We start from the raw sequence: 580 nt of genomic DNA on the forward strand, positions 1-580 counted from the left end.
ATACTTAATATATTAATATTTATATATATATATATATAGTATAATACATTACATTTAATTTCCAATTAAAAAAATTATTTATCCAATAATAATATAAGTAATACTAATTATCTATTTATCAATTCTACCCCTTTTACTCACTATCATTTTAATTACAATTAATATAATTCTATCATTTAAAAACTACCAAGATCGAGAAAAACCTACTCCTTATGAATGCGGATTCAACCCTATTACCTCCCCTCACTTACCTTTTTCTATTCAATTTTATTTAATTGCAGTTATCTTCTTAATTTTCGATATTGAAATTATTTTAATATTACCCTTTATCTCAACCCTATCAATCAGATATAATTTATTTTATTGAATAATTTCATTCTTATTAATTTATATTTGCTTAATCCTAGGATTAATTTATGAATGAAATGAACAATCAATTATTTGACTAAAATAAATTAGGATATTAGTTAAATAATAACATTTATTTTGCAAATAAAAATTATTTTATATAAAATTATATCTTTAATATGAAAGGAAATTCCCTATTTAATTTCGACTTAAAAACTTGATTATTAAAATT

General features: G+C 19.0%; 1 protein-coding gene. It reads left to right on the forward strand.

Going from position 1 to position 580, the window contains the following annotated elements:
- Window positions 1-151: 151 nt before the first annotated feature.
- Window positions 152-367 carry an NADH-quinone oxidoreductase subunit A gene (gene ndhC / locus JLZ96_RS25275; RefSeq protein ID WP_374758070.1) on the forward strand — a complete coding sequence of 72 codons (216 nt, stop codon included), beginning with the start codon at window positions 152-154 and terminating at the stop codon, window positions 365-367.
- Window positions 368-580 lie beyond the last annotated feature (213 nt).

Source organism: Rhodococcus sp. NKCM2511 (assembly GCF_014905595.1).
GTDB lineage: Bacteria > Actinomycetota > Actinomycetes > Mycobacteriales > Mycobacteriaceae > Rhodococcoides > Rhodococcoides fascians.